This is a genomic window from Shewanella phaeophyticola (assembly GCF_025398315.1).
Lineage (GTDB): Bacteria > Pseudomonadota > Gammaproteobacteria > Enterobacterales > Shewanellaceae > Shewanella > Shewanella phaeophyticola.
The window spans coordinates 212,332-228,649 of the sequence record NZ_JAODOQ010000001.1; the positions used below are offsets into that span (position 1 = coordinate 212,332).

Here is a 16,318-nt window from a genome sequence, read left to right on the forward strand (position 1 = left end):
AAAATTAGCGAGATTGACAATCATATCAGTCAAAAAACACATTGTGCATTATCTTGGTTTTATGGGTTAGTTGGAGTGTTTGTGTCGAGTCAGCATACTGAGCGCCAGTTTGATAATTATCGTCCAAAAGAGTCTACGGCCAAGCCGGTTAAAGCTCGTAAAAGCAAAGCCGGTATTTTATGGGTAATCCTGATATTGGCGACTGCTTATTTGCTTGAATTCGAAGTCAGGACATCTTATTACCAATCGCACTTTCTGCACCAGTATGCCAGCAAGCTCACCTATAAAAAACGTGATTATCGTAGTGATGCGGTGATTTATCCTGAATATGGCCCTTTGATGATAGGCATGGCTATAGCCAATTACCGAAAAAAATTGAACGCCTAATCGAACGTAATTACCAGATTACTCAGCAAGTGGTATTTTCGCCAATGTTGATGGATTACACCGAAAAGGGCTTTTTCCCACCGTATCACGAAAAAGCCCAATCAGGTCTGTTGATTAGAGATTGCCGCGCCATGACGGTATTCGACTTCTCGTACCCTAAACGTGTCTATCAAGACCAGGACACCATACCGCAACAAGTCATGAGTACCTTGCTGTTTATCGAAAACCGCGAAATGCTTAGCCCTGAAACCAACTATAACCCAGTGGTCGATTGGCCTCGTTTTGTATTGGCTGCAACGAGCCAAGTTGCCGAACTGGTGGGTGTAGATATGTCAAAGGCTGGTGGTAGTACATTAGCCACCCAAATTGAAAAGTTTAGGCATTCAAATCACGGCTTAACCTTAAGCATCAAAGATAAACTGTTGCAAATTGGTTCGGCCATTGTGCGGGTATATCAGCAAGGCGAAAATACCATTAATGCACGCCAACGTATTGTGCAAGATTACCTCAACACGGTGCCATTATCATCTGCTCCAGGTTTTGGCGAGGTGCACGGTATAGGCGACGGTTTATGGGCGTGGTTTAAAACCGACTTTGCCCAAGCAAACCAGTTATTACTTAGCCGACACACGCCACAAAATGGTGCGCAGCGCGGTAAAGTGTTTAGAGAAATCGTCGCGCTTATGATTGCTCAGCGTCGTCCGTCATATTACTTACTACAAGGCCACGATGATTTAGAGTCATTGGTCGACAGTTACTTACGCTTATTGGGTCGTGATAGCTTAATTGAAACCCAGTTAATGGTGGCAGCGTTAGAGAGTTCGTTAACCTTTAACACCACTAAGTTAGCTGCTACTAACCAAACCCATGATAAAGGTATTAATGCGGTGCGCATTCGCACGGCAGGTATGTTAGACCTTAATTTATACGATTTAGACCGTTACGACTTAGCCATTAACAGTACATTCCATGGTGATTTACAGCAAAAAGTGAGTGATTACTTACGCAGTTTAGCGCACGTCAATTCAGCAGAGCGCATTGGCTTATTAGGCGAACGTTTATTGTCGGCGCAACAACTCGACAAAGTGCTGTATAGCTTTACCTTGTACGAAAGCACCGACAGCGCAAACAGAGTGCGTATCCAAACCGACAGTATCGACCAACCTTTTGATATTAACGAAGGCAGTAAACTGGAGCTTGGCTCAACCGCAAAACTGCGAGTATTGGCAACCTATTTAGACATTATTGCCGAGTTGCAACAGCGCTTCTCGGCCATGACGGTAGCCGATTTGCGCCAGGTCGATGTAGAACGTAAAGACCATATCACCCGCTGGGTGGTTGATTATTTGATTACCACGCGTGACCGTAACTTAACCCGTATGCTCGATGCAGCCTTACAACGTGAATATTCTGCCTCGCCAGATGAACGCTTTTTCACAGGGGGGCTTGCATGTGTTTAATAACTTTAACAAGAAAGAAAACAGTCGTGTTCCCAATTTGTATCAAGCCTTGCAAGAGTCGATAAACTTACCGTTTGTACGCTTAATGCAAGACATTGTCAGTTACAGCAGTAGTTACAATAGCGAAGGCAGTGTGTCGCAATTATTGCGTAATGATAAAGATCCGCGCCGCGAAGAATATTTAAAAGCCTTTGCTAAACGTGAAGGAAGCTCGTTTGTAAAACGCTTTTATCGTAAGTACCGTCAATTGGCGCCTGAACAACGCTTAGACGTGTTATTTGATGGTATTGCACAGCAAGAGCAAAAGTTAGCGGCAGTGTATCGCTATGTAAAACCTTACGATGGTGCCCGTGATCTTAAAGCGTTTTTAAATGCGCGTTTGCCAAGCAAACACTTTAGCGATAAAGAGATTAACGCACTGTATAACAAGTACGGCGAAGACAAGTTTAACCTAGCCGACCAGGGTTATATTGCCCGAGTACATCCACTTGAATTATGGGTACTTCGTTATTTAAATGATTACCCAGAAACTGGCTTAACCCAGGTATTAGACGATGCGCAACCGCAGTTACAAGCCGTGTATCGTTGGTTATTTAGAACCCGTTATCAAAATGCCCGCGATGTACGTATTCAGGTGATGTTAGAGGTTGAGGCGTTTTTAAGTATTCATCAGCGTTGGGTGCGTATGGGTTACCCGTTTGAATATATGGTGCCGTCGTTAGGTTCTGCATTAGGCAGTTCGGGCGACAGACCCGCAGCATTAGCTGAACTAATGGGCATTATTCAAAATGACGGTTATCGTTTTCCAACCGTACGCATTGATGAGCTGCAATTTGCTAAAGACACACCCTATGAGGTGACGCTTGCCAACAATAAGCAAATGGTTACTCGGGTAATGCATCAAGAAGTGGCTCGAGCCCTTAAGCGTGCGCTTGCGAATGTGGTGCAAAATGGTACCGCTAGACGCCTTAATGGTAGCTTGACGGATAATCAAGGCCAGGCAATTGTAATGGGCGGAAAAACCGGTACTGGCGATAACCGCATCGCAACCGAAATTCGTGATGGTCGTAAGGTTGCATCAACTGCCATCAATCGCACTGCGACCTTTGTGTTTTATTTAGGCGATAGTCACTTTGGTACCTTAACGGCATTTGTGCCGGGTGAAAAAGCCGATGACTTTAGCTTTACTTCTGCACTGCCATTACAAGTGCTTAAAGGTATGATGCCAATTTTGTCGCCGATGATTAATCAAACCGAGCAATGCCAGGCAGGATTGTGATTTAACTAAAGCGATTGCGTAAACAGCCCATAAACCTTTGGGCTGTTTACATTGAAAAACTATTGATACAAGCTAAACATCACCACCGCATGACACAATGCGACCACACTGGTGAGTATGGTGCGCAGAGTCATGTAGCTGGCAGAACTTGATAATTGCTTGGCCTTAAACTCAACAAACAGCAGGTATAAATAACCACTGAACAATAAGATTAATGCTGACAATTCAAACGGCGTTAATAATGCAACCCAGCAACCTAACGCAATAACGTTACTGACAATCAATAGCTTAGCAAAATTATCTTCGGTGCTAAGAACAACGGCTTTACCCCATAATGTGCCCGCCATAAAACTTAAAATAATTGCACTATAGCTAATAAAGCCAAGTAAGGTATGCTCAGGAGATAGCACGCTATGATTAAACGCCAATAGGCTTAACACAATAAACGGCATTAAACCTGCGACCCCGAGCCATTGCCAAGTACTAATGTGTTTCATGCTATCTCCAGTGATACAAATAAAACCTCTAGATCCAATATAAATGATCTTGGTTGTACAACCTATAGGTGAGCGAAGCGCAATGAATATTTATCTTAAAGACGTTAGCGAACAAGATTTAAGCGTATTATTTGATTTTCAAAATGATCCTATAGCCAACAAAATGGCCGATGTGCCGGCGCGAGCGCGCACGGCGTTTTATCAGCATTGGCGACAAAATATTTTTGCCAACGAGCAAGGTATCGCAATCGGTATTTGGCATGACAACGTATTAGTTGGCCATCTGGTATCGTGGATTAATGATGAGTTAGCCACCGAAAATGAACCAGAAGTGCGACTCATTGGTTATTGGATAGGCCGTGAATATTGGGGGCAGGGGATTGCCACCAATGCCTTGAAAATGTTTTTACAACACTATATAAAAAGCCCGGTTTACGCCTACATTGATGCGCAAAACCAAGGCTCGCGAAAAGTGGCTCAGGCCAATGGGTTTGTTAATGTTACGCCGCAATATCCATCGCTGTTTACTAAAGATAACTTATTAATATTTAAGCGCGATAACCTTAAAAGTTAATTAGCCGCACCGCCACATCCACCACAACAGCTGCCGCCATTACCTTGTTTTTTCTGTGATGTGTCAGTTTTGGGTGCTGAGTTGGCTTGCTCTGCTTTGGGCGCAACATGACTAACCGATTCAGTTTGTTTGACCGGTTTAAAAATACCGCTAATTGAAAAACTCATGGTGATGCCTCGTAATAAAGTGGTGTATAACAAATGAATTAAACATATAAATATTTTGCATGTTTAAATTGTATAAGTCCCACCTTTTTAGTCAAGTACTATTTGTGGCATTTTGTTTGGCATACATCGGGATGTGTTAAACGTCACATTGAGTAGCAGCACAATGTCATTACGAGTCTTTGTTTTGATGCGAATGGGCATGATAAACTGCGCATCCACCTGTTTGGAGCTGTTATGTCTTTTGTTGAATTATCACTACACCCTTCGTTAATGACCCGTTTAGCTGAGCTTAATTATCAGCAAGCGACCCCGATCCAATTACAGGCTATTCCGGTGATTTTAAGCGGTAAAGATGTCATGGCTGGGGCGCAAACTGGCACGGGTAAAACCGCTGCTTTTGCGCTGCCTATATTGCAGTCAATCTTGAGTCAGCAATCATCAACTCAAATACATTCAACAGAAACTCAAGAAACACCACAGCGTCTTAGCAAGGTTATTCGTGCGCTTGTATTAGTACCTACACGCGAGCTGGCGCAACAAGTTCATCACAGTATTGAGCAATATGCCCAAGGCAGCGGGATTAGCAGTGTAATGGTATATGGCGGCGTGAGTATTGGCGCACAAATTCACCAGCTCAATAATGGCACTGATATTCTGGTGGCAACCCCTGGGAGATTGTTAGATTTATTACGTAAGCGGACATTGACCTTATCGCAGTTAACGCATCTCGTGTTTGACGAAGCCGATCGCATGCTAGATATGGGCTTTAAAGACGAAATTATCGATGTACTAAAACAAGTGCCTAAAACCCGGCAAACGCTGTTGTTTTCAGCCACCTTAGACGATCGCATTTTTAGCTTTAGTAAGCGTTTATTACAGTCACCTAAAGTGATTGAAGTCGCCAAGCGTAATACTACTGCCACGAGTATTGTTGAACGCGTCTATAACCTAGACAGCAACCGAAAATGTGCCGCATTGTGTCATTTAATTAAGGTTGAAAAGTGGCAACAAACTTTGGTTTTTAGCCGAACCAAACAAGGTGCCGATGCCTTGGTGAAACAAATGAAGCACGCAGGTGTCGCCGCCGCAGCATTTCATGCTGATTTATCGCAAGTGCTGCGTGAGCAAGTGCTAAGCCAGTTTAAAAATGGCGAGCTAACCGCATTGGTGGCTACTGACGTCGCAGCGAGAGGATTAGACATTAACGAGCTTAATTATGTTGTTAATGTGGAGTTACCGTTTCAGGTTGAAGACTATGTTCATCGCATAGGTCGTACAGGTCGTGCGGGTAATCAAGGCCAGGCAGTCACGTTACTCAGTGTTGATGACGAGCCATTACTGATTAAATTAGAAACCTTTTTAGACCGTCGCTTACCGCAACAATGGTTAACTGGGTATGAGCCAGATTTAACTCAAATGGCTGTTACTACAAGAAAAACCACCAAGAGTGCCCTTAAACAACAAGCGCGTAAAAAAGCCTTAGGTCAACGCCCATCGCGTAATAAAAAATAATCTCTCAGCACCACTTCATATTGTGAGTGGTGTATTCGTGTATTGTCATTACCGTCTTTTAAATGCAACATTATTGTCACTTTTTTTGAACCTTGCTGTCACATTAGATGCTTATCTTAACTGTCGAATAATCATACCTACAGTTAATTTTGAGCATAGACAAGGAATACTTTATGAGCAAGGCGACGTTTAATCCAACTCGTTTTAATAAAAGCAAAAATACTCCATTTAATGAAGTCATGGACGCCCACTTATCACGCCGTAATTTTGTTAAGCGTGGTTTGGGCCTAAGCGCTATGACCGCCTTTGGTGGTTTCGGATTGAGTGCCTGTGGTTCTGATAATGATGATAACAGTACAGAAGAAACGCCAACCACACCGGAAACACCAACACAAAGCTCTGCAGTGCTAGGCTTTGAATCTATTCCTGGCTCGTTAACTGATGCTGTCGCGATTCCTGCGGGGTATTCAGCTTATGTATTAGCACCTTGGGGCACACCGCTTAACTCAAAAGCAGCAGCATGGAAAGATGATGGTAGTAACACGGCTGAAGACCAAGCAAACTCAGTCGGTATGCATCATGATGGCATGCATTTCTTCCCGCTTAGTGATGCCGGTGATGACGGCTTGTTGTGCATTAACCACGAGTACATTGACCAAAGTGCATTACACCCAACAGGCCCAACTTACGACACCGATGGTAAACGCACTGTAATTGACGAGATACGTAAAGAAATCAATGCTCATGGCGTGTCAGTAGTTCGTATTAAGCTTGTTTCTGGCATGTGGCAAGTGGTTGAAAACGACAGTTATAACCGTCGTTTTACTGGCGCAACGGTAATGGATGTTGCCGGCTGCTTTAGCTTACAGCTCATACCTTGAAACGCGCTACTCGCCAGACGGCAGCCAAGCGCGCGGTACGTTAAACAACTGTGGTAATGGCTACACTCCTTGGGGTACTTATTTAACCTGCGAAGAAAACTGGCCTGGCTACTTTGTTAACAAAGGCACACTTACAGACGAGCAAACCCGTATTGGTATCTCAACCTCTGATACACGTTATGGCTGGGATCATTTAGCGGGCGATGACGATGAACGTTTAGACGAATTTGCTCGTTTTGATGTGACGCCAAGCGGTTCCAGTGCGGCTAACGATTACCGTAACGAAGCCAATGGCCATGGTTATATTGTTGAGATAGATCCATATAACCCTAACTCTCGTGCAGTTAAGCGCACAGCATTAGGCCGTTTCCGTCATGAAGGTTGCGTGTTCGGTAAGCTTGAAGAAGGCAAACCCATTAGTTTCTATTCTGGTCACGATTCTCGCTTTGAATACCTCTACAAGTTTGTGTCTGACGCAGTGTGGGACGCAGCAGATGCCAATAGTACTAATCGTTTAAGCGTTGGCGACAAGTACATGAATGCCGGCACTTTATATGTGGCCAAGTTTAGCGAAGATGGCGTGGGTGAATGGCTACCGTTAACCCTAGACGGTGTCACTACAGATGGCAGCACGCTTGCCAACAGTTTTGACTCACAAGCCGCAATTATCTTAAATACCGCTGGTGCTGCGGATCTTGTCGGTGCGACCCCAATGGACCGTCCAGAATGAGCCGCGGTTGATCCATTTACAGGCACGGTTTACCTGACACTGACCAATAACAGTCGACGTACTGAAAGCACTAACCCTGCTAATCCACGTTTAAATAACAACTTTGGTCATATTATCCGTTGGGATGAAGGCGACGCTGCCACCGAATTTAGCTGGGACATCTTTGTCTTTGGATCACCTGATGATGGCGATGCTGAAACCAACTTATCTGGCTTAACTGATTTAAATCAGTTTGCTAGCCCAGATGGATTGGCGTTCGATGCTCGTGGTATTTTATGGGTGCAAACCGACAATGGCGCCTCTGAAGTGACTGAAGAAACTAACGACCAAATGTTAGCGATTGTGCCATCAACCATGGTAGATGACGACGGTAATCAACAAGTGGTTAGCGCCGACAACCAAACCCAACTGAAGCGTTTCTTTGTTGGTGCAAACGGTTGTGAAGTCACAGGGTTTGCGATTACCCCTGATTACACCACTATCTTTGCTAATATCCAGCATCCAGGCAACTGGCCTTATTCAGATAAAGCAGACGAAGCTACACCTGCAGGTGTGACAGTGCGTCCACGCGCTGCCACTGTGATTATTCGTAAAGATGATGGTGGCGCAGTGGGTGTTTAATAGGCCGTAGGCGACTCAGAGCCAACAGCAAGATAACTCATGAGTTGCCTTAAGCGGTAACCACTTTTAATGCTGATTAAAACCCTGATAGACTCGTGCTATCAGGGTTTTATTATTTATCAGCGTATTATTAAACACAGGAGCGTTATGCTAAAAGGCATTCACCATGTGGCCATCATTTGTGGCGATTATCCCCGTTCAAAAGCGTTTTACACCCAGGTATTAGGGCTTAAGATTATTGCTGAAAATTATCGTCAAGCGCGCGATTCTTACAAACTTGATTTAGCCTTGGCCGACGGCAGCCAAATAGAACTGTTTTCATTTAACGCAGCCCCGCCAAGACCGAGCTTTCCCGAAGCGCAAGGATTACGCCATTTGGCATTTAAAGTCGACGATATCAAGCAAGTGGTACAACATTTACAACAGCATGGTGTAGAGGTTGAGCCTATTCGAGTCGATGAGTACACCAATAAGCATTACACTTTTTTCTGCGATCCTGACGGCTTGCCACTCGAGTTATATCAAACAGCTTAGCAGGCTTTCTCCCAACGTTACCGCTCAACTTCTTACTCTTTCATTGCGCTTGTACTCACGCTGCCTAAGCCATTATTGGCAGCGTGCTTAGGTTATTTTGTGTCAATGTTGCCTTTACCTTGTTGTTAATTGTCATCTAATGAAGCGCAAATACGCACAATAAATTACAATCTTTACACAAATGATAATGATTTGTATTTGTGATCTTTGTTGTGTTTATGTAGAGTACGTCACATAAACGAACTTTCATAAAAGCTAATTAATAATAGGATGATGTTAGATATGAAATCGAACAGTTACAGTAAGTTGTCATTAGGTGCACAGGCTGTTGCCGCCGCATTAGTGTTTGGCAGCCCAGCAGTTTATGCCGCTGACACTCAAAATGAAACTTGCGATAAGGACATTTTAGCCAACTGTAAGCCAGCAGAAACTGACGAGTCTATCGAGCGCATTCGTGTACATGGTGTGCAAAATTCGGTTTACATGTTTAACAGTTCGGCCGACAAACGCCGTCTTGCAGAGTTAGTTGATACCCCACAAGTTATTACGGTATTAACTCAAGACCAAATTCAAGAATCAGGCAACACTGACTTAAAAGACATCTTATCAGCTCAGGCGGGTGTAACCTTAGGCACTGGTGAAAACGGTAATGCGTTTGGCGATCGTTATATTATTCGTGGCCACGAAGCGCGCAGCGACGTGTTTGTTGATGGCTTGCGCGATCCTGGCATGACAACCCGTGAAAGTTTTGCCACTGAGCGTGTTGAAATTACCAAAGGCCAAGTTCAACCTTTGCTGGCCGTGGTTCATCAGGTGGTGCCATTAACAGCGTCACTAAAAAAGCGTCGGTAGCCTATGACTTTGGCCGTGTGGATTTAGGCATTGGCACTGACGATCACAGCCGTATCACCATTGACTACAATTTACCGCTGTCTGATAAAGCCGCAGTACGCTTAAACGGTTTAACTGCAGAAGAAGATAAGCCAGGCCGCGAAGGCATTAGCAGCAAACGCCAAGGTGTACAGTTATCGGGTGTGTATGAAACCACAGATGCACTCACATTCACCGCAGACGTTTACCACTTAAATGCTGAAGACGTACCAGATTTAGGCAGTTACTTTGATCAAGATACCCGTAAGCCATTAGAAGATATTCCAGTCTATGCGCAAGACGGTGACTTTTTAGACTCAGAGGTGACCACCTTTACCCTGCGAACAGAATACGAGCTTAATAGTGACATTACCCTGTATAACGCCACTCGTGTTGGTCATACCGAAAACGGCTACATAACTACCGGTATGAGTGGCACAACTCGCGCCGATACCGATGCAACCGCGCCAGGCGAAGATACTTTAAGACTCAGTACTCACCAGGGTAATCAAGATGTAGATTACTTTAGCACCCAGTTTAATTTATTCTGGAACACCAAAATCTTTGGTTTTAACAACAAGCTAGTGTTTGGTTTGGAATACACAGACGAAAACGTTGATAACGGTGTGTATAACATTACCAACAACAATCCAACGAACTGTTCTATAGATGGTCGCCGTGGCGTGTCTGAGTCTTATTGTATTATCGATGGCGATGGTAATACCGTTGATAATATCAGCCAGCTTATGGGCTACACCTATGTAAAAGGCGAGTCAGATGCCATCTTCGACATCCAAACAGTCGCGGCATACATGATGGACAACGTTGAACTGACTGAGCAACTGTCAATGTTTTATGGTTTAAGACTCGACAGCTTTGATTACAGTAACCAAACTAGCGATACCTTATATGAATATTCAGACACCATGTATAACTTTAACTTCGGTTTAGTTTACGACCTGTCTGAAGACGCTAATATTTATGCTAACTACAGCACCGCTACCAACATCAATGGTGGCGAGTCTGACTTAGGCGGCAACTGTGGTTATGGCGGTGTATGTGGTACTGAAGAGCAAGCCAGTGAAGCCGATGCTGAAATCGTTGAAAACATTGAGCTTGGCACCAAGTGGATGTTATTTGACGATAAAATGATGTTCTCAGCGTCTATTTTCCAAATCACAAAAAGTGATGTAATGGAAAGTGTAGGCGACGACAATTACTCAACACTAGGTACCTTAAACACCGGTGAAAACCGAGTTAAAGGGATTGAGTTTGGCATGGTCGGTAATATTACAGACAAACTGAGCATACAATTTTCAGCGGCTAAAATGGATTCCGAAATATTGGATTCTTACGACCCAGCAAACATTGGCTTAGCGTTAAGTAACTTTGCAGATGAAAGCGCGTATTTACAACTGCGTTATCAGCTAACTGAATCATTCGTCATCGGTGGTAGCTATACATATCAAAGCGAGATGTATGGTGGACAACCCGATACTGCAGCAGGTTACGATACCACCAATGAGCGTTACAGCATTGTGGTACCTAACTACCAAGTGGTTGATTTATTTGCGAGCTACAATGCAACTGAAGCCTTAACATTCCGCTTAAATGTGGGTAACGTAATGGACGAAGAGTATTGGACGGCAGCATACCGTTCGGGGGCATTTATGTACCTAGGAGATGCGCGTAATTCAAGACTGTCGATGACATACGAATTTTAAGCCGTTGTTCACAATAAACGGTTAACCATTGATTAGTTAACCATTAACTCCAACGCTTAACCTCTCGTTAAGCGTTGGTTTTTTGGTTTTAGAAAACAGGAAATAAGCATGGTTGTTATAGAAAAAGTGCTCAGTAAAGAGCAAGTCAGCGCTTATCGTCAGCAGCTTGCACAATGTCCCTGGGGCGACGGTCGTCAAACTGCAATGGGTATGGCTGCGTCTGTTAAACAAAATCATCAAGCCGATGCGCAAGACGCCAATGTGCAGCAACTGGCCAACCAGTTATTAGCACGTATTGGTGATACGCCTAAAATCGTTTCCGCGGCATTACCGCATAAAATTTTCCCACCGTGTTTTAACCGCTACAGCGAAACCGAAGAATATGGCTACCATGTCGACGCCGCAATTATGCGTATTCCACATACCAGTGAGGTGATCCGCAGCGACGTGTCGATGACGGTGTTTTTAAGCGAGCCAGAAGAATACGACGGCGGTGAATTGGTTATCTCTACTGAATTTGGTCAGCAACAAATTAAATTGCCAGCCGGATATGCAGTGGTGTATCCATCAAGCAGTTTACATAAAGTTACCGCGGTCACTCGCGGCCAGCGTGTTGCTGCTATTACCTGGATGCAAAGCATGGTGGCAGATACAAACTTACGCCAAACCTTGTATCAACTTGACCAAAGTATCCAAAAACTGATTAACGCCAACAAAACCGATCGCGCCGAACTCGACAATTTACACAATGTGTATCACAACTTAATTCGGCAATTTACCCAGCTATAATACGACAAAAAGGGCGTATATTTTGTCAATATACGCCCTTTGAGCTTGTTGAATTTATTGTTTTTAATGTATTAGCTTACCGTCATCTGCCCGGTGTAAAGAATAAAGTTACGCAGTAAAATCACCCCAAGTAAACTTAAACACGCCGTACCGGCCACGTATGAAAACTTACGTTTTGAGGTGGCAGTCATAAACAGGTTCATGGCTAAAGGTGCAGATAATCCCAACCCCATAATACCGAACCAAAATACCCATCCCCAAAATCCTTCACCAATGGCAGTAAAGGCAGCCATTTTACTTTGGCCTCCACTGAGAATAAGCCCTGCAAAGAAAGTGAACACCAGAAATATCTCACCTAAAATCAATGGTATTTCTACTTTATGAATAAATTGAACTTCTTTACCCGTAGGATTACCTTTAAGTAACACGCCACCGAGCAATGCTGATGCAGCGCCTGACGATAAGCCAGATGCTAAAAACAGTAATGGCAACACCGGATTATTTAACATCGGAAACCGAGGCTGAGCAGAGAGTAAAAAGCCTGTGTAAGCGCCTAATGCCACGGAAAATATAATCAGTAATCCGGTCACACTGGCCTCATAAGTGGCTAATTTTTCACTGAGCTTAGTGATAAATGCAAACCGTGGTCGACACCAGTCTTCAATAGGCTTACGAAAGGTGATGGCTATCCAGGCATACATAAAGACTTGGTAAATCATCAGCACCACAACCCCTAAGGACATCACCGAGGTTGGGTTGTAAAAAACTAATATTTTCCAAAATTCAAAGGGCTTGGTTAAGTCGAGCACCAAAATCCCTAGCCCTGCTAACACCGCAATAGGAGCTACAATACAAGCTGCCTGCACAAAACCAGACCGATAAGCTTGGTCTTTAAGGCACGCATGCTTTAACAGCACAGCAAAAAACATCGCCCCAGCAGACACCCCAGCCAAAAACAGATAAATGGCAATCGGCCAATGCCAGACTAACGAGTCAAAGTGGAAGGCACTCATAATGTAATCTCCCCTGGTTTGGCGGTAATTCTAAACAGTTTAGGGCGGGTGCCTAAATCTTGTTTGTTTCGTTGGGTCGAATTAGCTTTTAAGGTCGCAACTATTAACGAGTCGGGATCTTTAAGGTTACCAAACACTAACGCATTGGTTGGGCAAGCTTCGACACAGGCAGGCTGTTTACCTTGTTTTAGATTAGTCTCTTTGCAAAAATCGCACTTGTCGGCCGCTTTTGTCACCGGATTGATAAAACGAATTTCATAAGGGCAAGCTAAAAGGCAATATTGGCAACCAACGCATTTATCGGCGTGCACCGACACAATCCCGGTTTTTTTATCAATATAAGCGGCACCTGTTGGGCACACATTCACACAAGGCGCGTCTTCACAATGCTCGCAAGAGTGGCGGGTAAAGTGGTAATACTGATTTGGATACTCGCCATAAGAGCCTTTCCTTTCGATGCTTAAACGGGTTACGCCTTCTGGTACATGGTTGGTTTCACGGCATGCTTCAACACAGGCATTACAGCCAATGCATTTGGTTTCATCGTGAACGATGGCGTACTTTATGGCTTGTTCAGTTTCAGCATCTGTGGTGCCATTGACCGCGAAAGGCGATACCGACACTCCCGCCACTAATGCACAGGTTCTCCTAAGGAAATCTCTTCTTGAATTTTCCATAATTTATTACCTCTGCACACTATGACAACGCTGGCATTCATCACTACGTTGTTTGGTTGTTAAGGTCATTATTCTGTCAGTTTGTGGATGCAATTGATGGCATGCACTGCACGCAACTTTTTGCGCATGCACATTATGAGTCCACTCAGTATCGGCTAACTTTTTAGGGATATGGCATGTTAAGCAAACATTGTTTTGGGTCGCAACCGCAAGGTTACTGTCGGCTGAAAACACCATTAAATCATTCGGTTTTTTAGGGTGATTACCTTTTTCACCATGACAAGAACTGCAGCTTAAATTAAGCTCATCGAGGGCGTGATGTCCCTGCATTTTGCCATTGCGTTTATGGCATTTCATGCACGAGTCATTGTTAATTTGCTCAGTAGAGTCATTGCAATGTGCTTGCTGACTCATAAGGGCAAGCGATAATACACTTGCACTTAACATCAGTAGCCAGTTTATACGGGACATAGCCAGTCCTCTCTACAATGGTTTATTACAGAAAATGTCGGGTGAGAGGGGTAAGCTGCCACCCGACAGGGCTTTCACGCAGGTAACACGCCTTGTAACATCTGCACGTCATAAGGTTTGCCTCGCGCCATTTCAACCAATTTCACATTGAATTTCTCGAATAAACTTTTCGCGTTAGCGTCATCTTCTTTACTGAAATCAGAGATAATCAGTTTCACTTCAGATGAGTCATGGTCTATGACTACGTAATCGAGTTTCGTGTGGTTTTCGGCTGCGGTGTGGGCATCCATTTCAAACACATTGTCCATGGGGACATTGCAGCAAACGTCGTACTTTCCTCCCACCATTGCTTGTAGTGATTTCATAAAATCAAAGCTTTGGGTGTCAAAAAGCGTTTTTTTGAACGTGATAGGGTGCTCTTCGTGATCTGTTTTGAAGAACTTAATACATGTCATAATAAACATGACAATGATAAAAGGCACTGCAATAAACAGAACAGAGTACACAAACGCATAACTTAAAAAGACTGAAGTAAACATATATACCTCCCAAACGCATTTTAAAATTATTTTTTAAAACCATCTTTTGTCGTAGATGCACTATCAATACTATGCCTGATGTGGTCGATTTAATTGATCTTAATCAATAAATCACAATGAGTTGCTGATTGTTGGTGAGAGTTTAGGGTTGGCTCTAATTCACTGTTTTTATCTTTTTGTTTTAGGTTTTTGGGTAATAAATAAAGCATTAATGAGTAATGCTAGTTATGCAATTATGGTTAGTTAAAATCTATTTTGCTCAAATAGGGATTACGTAAATTGTAATTCGTGATTGTCTGTGGGGTTTAGATATTTAGCTTTGTGAATTTAATGATCTAGATTAAACAAAAGGCAAATAATTAAAATATCGTTATCATATCTTTGATATTTGGTTAATATTACAGGTTGCATTGGCAACAGGAGACATTGATATGAAACCGATTGAATTAGATAAATTGGATTTATTAACGCTCACTATATTAGTTAACCTATATGAGCATAAGTCAGCCACACATGTCTCTAGAATGTTAGATATACCCGCATCAAAAATTAGTCGCTGCTTACACACTGCAAGATTAATCTTTGGTGATGACCTGTTTATTAGGCGAAAATACGGCTTAGTGCCGAATGATTATGCCGGAAAAATTTACCCCATAGCCAAAGAAATTGTTGATTGTGCAAAACACTTTAATCGAGTTAACAGTGCAGAGCAATTACACCATCGTTATTTTGAATTAACCTTCCCAGGCATGATAGCACACGCATACCCTATAGCCTTAATGCACGCCATTAAAGTACATAATAAAAATATTCATATCAATGTCAGCAGTTGGAGTAATCATTCACTCGAAACCCTGACCAACGACCCTCATGGTATCGTTATGTGTTGTTGTAAAGACCCTGATGAAATACGTTTTTTTGATCAAAACTTGCAGGTTGAAGTGCTTGCAACATTAAACCGTCAGTATTTGTTAAGTTGTAAAAAACACCCTATTTTAAAACAAGAAATCAGCCTAGAAACCATTGCTAACTACCCGTTTATCAACACCTTTATTGGGGTGCAGGCGCCAATACTCAATCCGTTTCAAGAATATTGCCAATCCCATAAGCTCACCTTAAATACTGAAATGACGATTACCAGCATTTCATCGTTATTTGAGTACCTCTCTGATTGTAACTCGTTAGCGATTACGCCATATAAAGCGGTATACGACATGCTTGATGATGACTCAGGTATCCATGCTTGCCAGTTATCAGAGGTGGAGTGTGAACGTCTTTTTCAAGTTGTTGAGCCTTTAAAGCTGGTCATGGTGACGTATCCTACAGCAGACAACGAAGAATCCATCTGGCTAAAGAAAAAAATCCGCGAATTAACCTTAGAGTTGGTGTAAATGCGGCACTAAAATTACGTTTTGAGAATGCGGAATAATGAATCTCTCTTCCCATTTTGTGATACCTATATGTTGATACCTATAAGTTGATAATTTTATCATCAGCATAGATTTATTTCGCAGCAACCGCTTTATATTCCCTCCCAATCGACAAACATGCTATTTTTATTCATCTTTAATAAATCAAACCAATGGATGTTGA

General features: G+C 43.1%; 13 protein-coding genes and 2 pseudogenes. 9 read left to right on the plus strand and 6 right to left on the minus strand.

Translation table 11 applies throughout. The features are described from left to right. The first annotated feature begins 81 nt into the window (after window positions 1–81). Window positions 82–3,126, plus strand: a pseudogene (locus N4T56_RS01005) (transglycosylase domain-containing protein). Between the two features lie 59 nt (window positions 3,127–3,185). On the opposite strand, the gene N4T56_RS01010 reads toward N4T56_RS01005, so the two are convergent. After that, the gene (locus tag N4T56_RS01010) at window positions 3,186–3,623 is read right to left on the minus strand and encodes a DUF3429 domain-containing protein (RefSeq protein WP_261731920.1); all 438 of its coding nucleotides are present in this window, start codon (window positions 3,621–3,623) and stop codon (window positions 3,186–3,188) included. 82 nt (window positions 3,624–3,705) lie between these two features. Between N4T56_RS01010 and N4T56_RS01015 the strand changes: the two genes are divergently transcribed. Further along, the gene (locus N4T56_RS01015; RefSeq protein WP_261731921.1) at window positions 3,706–4,197 is read left to right on the plus strand and encodes a GNAT family N-acetyltransferase; all 492 of its coding nucleotides are present in this window, start codon (window positions 3,706–3,708) and stop codon (window positions 4,195–4,197) included. On the opposite strand, the gene N4T56_RS01020 is transcribed toward N4T56_RS01015, so the two are convergent. Continuing rightward, window positions 4,194–4,364, minus strand: a complete 171-nt coding sequence (locus N4T56_RS01020; protein ID WP_261731922.1) for a hypothetical protein — start codon at window positions 4,362–4,364, stop codon at window positions 4,194–4,196. The two genes, N4T56_RS01015 and N4T56_RS01020, sit on opposite strands and share 4 nt — an antisense overlap. 234 nt (window positions 4,365–4,598) lie before the next feature. On the opposite strand from N4T56_RS01020, the gene N4T56_RS01025 reads away from it, so the two are divergent. From N4T56_RS01025 to N4T56_RS01050, 6 genes and pseudogenes are all read left to right on the plus strand, one after another. Continuing rightward, complete coding sequence (locus tag N4T56_RS01025; RefSeq protein WP_261731923.1) at window positions 4,599–5,876, plus strand: DEAD/DEAH box helicase; 1,278 nt, start codon at window positions 4,599–4,601, stop codon at window positions 5,874–5,876. Between the two features lie 173 nt (window positions 5,877–6,049). Beyond that, window positions 6,050–8,108, plus strand: a pseudogene (locus tag N4T56_RS01030) (PhoX family protein). Window positions 8,109–8,255: 147 nt separating this feature from the next. Beyond that, entirely contained in the window at window positions 8,256–8,642 is a 387-nt protein-coding gene (gene gloA2 / locus N4T56_RS01035) for an SMU1112c/YaeR family gloxylase I-like metalloprotein (RefSeq protein ID WP_261731924.1), read from the plus strand. Between the two features lie 282 nt (window positions 8,643–8,924). Then, window positions 8,925–9,494, plus strand: a complete 570-nt coding sequence (locus N4T56_RS01040; RefSeq protein WP_261731925.1) for a TonB-dependent receptor plug domain-containing protein — start codon at window positions 8,925–8,927, stop codon at window positions 9,492–9,494. Between the two features lie 17 nt (window positions 9,495–9,511). Continuing rightward, window positions 9,512–11,236, plus strand: a complete 1,725-nt coding sequence (locus N4T56_RS01045) for a TonB-dependent receptor (protein WP_261731926.1) — start codon at window positions 9,512–9,514, stop codon at window positions 11,234–11,236. A gap of 108 nt (window positions 11,237–11,344) precedes the next feature. Beyond that, complete coding sequence (locus N4T56_RS01050; RefSeq protein ID WP_261731927.1) at window positions 11,345–12,025, plus strand: Fe2+-dependent dioxygenase; 681 nt, start codon at window positions 11,345–11,347, stop codon at window positions 12,023–12,025. A gap of 71 nt (window positions 12,026–12,096) precedes the next feature. Here the strand turns inward: N4T56_RS01050 and nrfD are convergent, their stop codons facing one another. The 4 genes from nrfD to N4T56_RS01070 all read right to left on the minus strand — a co-directional run bounded on the left by nrfD (window position 12,097) and on the right by N4T56_RS01070 (window position 14,725). Then, complete coding sequence (gene nrfD, locus N4T56_RS01055) at window positions 12,097–13,038, minus strand: cytochrome c nitrite reductase subunit NrfD (protein WP_261731928.1); 942 nt, start codon at window positions 13,036–13,038, stop codon at window positions 12,097–12,099. Then, a complete protein-coding gene (locus N4T56_RS01060; RefSeq protein ID WP_261731929.1) occupies window positions 13,035–13,715 on the minus strand; it encodes a 4Fe-4S dicluster domain-containing protein in 681 nt (226 codons plus the stop codon). The genes nrfD and N4T56_RS01060 overlap by 4 nt, the downstream gene beginning before the upstream one ends. 6 nt (window positions 13,716–13,721) lie before the next feature. Continuing rightward, window positions 13,722–14,186: a multiheme c-type cytochrome gene (locus N4T56_RS01065; protein WP_261731930.1), complete on the minus strand. Its 465-nt coding sequence runs from the start codon at window positions 14,184–14,186 to the stop codon at window positions 13,722–13,724. Window positions 14,187–14,260: 74 nt separating this feature from the next. Beyond that, on the minus strand, window positions 14,261–14,725 hold the full coding sequence (locus tag N4T56_RS01070; protein WP_261731931.1) for a hypothetical protein: 465 nt from the start codon (window positions 14,723–14,725) through the stop codon (window positions 14,261–14,263). A 431-nt stretch (window positions 14,726–15,156) separates the two neighbouring features. On the opposite strand from N4T56_RS01070, the gene N4T56_RS01075 reads away from it, so the two are divergent. Beyond that, window positions 15,157–16,116 carry a LysR family transcriptional regulator gene (locus N4T56_RS01075; RefSeq protein WP_261731932.1) on the plus strand — a complete coding sequence of 320 codons (960 nt, stop codon included), beginning with the start codon at window positions 15,157–15,159 and terminating at the stop codon, window positions 16,114–16,116. Window positions 16,117–16,318 lie beyond the last annotated feature (202 nt).

Bases quoted from the DNA above. Each gene is read 5' to 3' on its own strand.
- N4T56_RS01010 (WP_261731920.1), bottom strand. From the start codon at position 3,623: ATGAAACACATTAGTACTTGGCAATGGCTCGGGGTCGCAGGTTTAATG.
- N4T56_RS01015 (WP_261731921.1), top strand. From the start codon at position 3,706: ATGAATATTTATCTTAAAGACGTTAGCGAACAAGATTTAAGCGTATTA.
- N4T56_RS01020 (WP_261731922.1), bottom strand. From the start codon at position 4,364: ATGAGTTTTTCAATTAGCGGTATTTTTAAACCGGTCAAACAAACTGAA.
- N4T56_RS01025 (WP_261731923.1), top strand. From the start codon at position 4,599: ATGTCTTTTGTTGAATTATCACTACACCCTTCGTTAATGACCCGTTTA.
- gloA2 (WP_261731924.1), top strand. From the start codon at position 8,256: ATGCTAAAAGGCATTCACCATGTGGCCATCATTTGTGGCGATTATCCC.
- N4T56_RS01040 (WP_261731925.1), top strand. From the start codon at position 8,925: ATGAAATCGAACAGTTACAGTAAGTTGTCATTAGGTGCACAGGCTGTT.
- N4T56_RS01050 (WP_261731927.1), top strand. From the start codon at position 11,345: ATGGTTGTTATAGAAAAAGTGCTCAGTAAAGAGCAAGTCAGCGCTTAT.
- nrfD (WP_261731928.1), bottom strand. From the start codon at position 13,038: ATGAGTGCCTTCCACTTTGACTCGTTAGTCTGGCATTGGCCGATTGCC.
- N4T56_RS01060 (WP_261731929.1), bottom strand. From the start codon at position 13,715: ATGGAAAATTCAAGAAGAGATTTCCTTAGGAGAACCTGTGCATTAGTG.
- N4T56_RS01065 (WP_261731930.1), bottom strand. From the start codon at position 14,186: ATGTCCCGTATAAACTGGCTACTGATGTTAAGTGCAAGTGTATTATCG.
- N4T56_RS01070 (WP_261731931.1), bottom strand. From the start codon at position 14,725: ATGTTTACTTCAGTCTTTTTAAGTTATGCGTTTGTGTACTCTGTTCTG.
- N4T56_RS01075 (WP_261731932.1), top strand. From the start codon at position 15,157: ATGAAACCGATTGAATTAGATAAATTGGATTTATTAACGCTCACTATA.